This is a genomic window from Klebsiella sp. MS 92-3, assembly GCF_000195655.1.
Classification (GTDB): domain Bacteria; phylum Pseudomonadota; class Gammaproteobacteria; order Enterobacterales; family Enterobacteriaceae; genus Klebsiella; species Klebsiella pneumoniae.
In genome coordinates this window covers 937-1,416 of sequence record NZ_GL882807.1, presented here as the reverse complement: position 1 = coordinate 1,416, position 480 = coordinate 937, and the positions used below count along the sequence as shown (strand labels likewise).

1 protein-coding gene is annotated in these 480 nt (G+C 50.4%); it reads left to right on the top strand.

Going from position 1 to position 480, the window contains the following annotated elements; translation table 11 throughout:
• Positions 1 to 119: 119 nt before the first annotated feature.
• The gene (locus HMPREF9538_RS14000) at positions 120 to 374 is read left to right on the top strand and encodes a DNA polymerase III subunit theta (protein ID WP_009485089.1); all 255 of its coding nucleotides are present in this window, start codon (positions 120 to 122) and stop codon (positions 372 to 374) included.
• Positions 375 to 480 lie beyond the last annotated feature (106 nt).

The following is a 480-nucleotide window of genomic DNA, read 5'->3' as shown; positions in this document are numbered from 1 at the left end:
GGGGTGAGGCGGTTCGCCACACCTGCGGCGCTGCGTACTGGCCTCACCTCAACAGGTCGCCAGTTAAGGATTAAGAGCGTAATATCTGCGTACCTTTTCTTCTTTTGCTGAATTTGCGTATGTCGCAGTGGAATATTGCCTCTTTTTCAAAGGAGGAGCAGGACAAAGTTGCCGTCGATAAGGTGGCTGCTGATGTTGCCTGGCAGGAGCGCATGAACAAGCCCGTCATGCCGGAACTTGTTGAACGGGAACAGCCTGAACACCTGCGCGAATATTTCCATGAACGGTTCCGCGTACATCGACTGAACAGTCAGCAGCTGCCGCGCGCAAATGCGCCCGAATATAATAAACCCGGAGATGAGCAGCAGAAGTGATTCTTATCGTCAGTGTGTCCAGGGAGGAAATTTTATGCGTATGTCTCTGATGTTTGCAGCTGTGACGCTTTTAACCGGTATTAACCTGTTTTTTATTCCGTTTCAG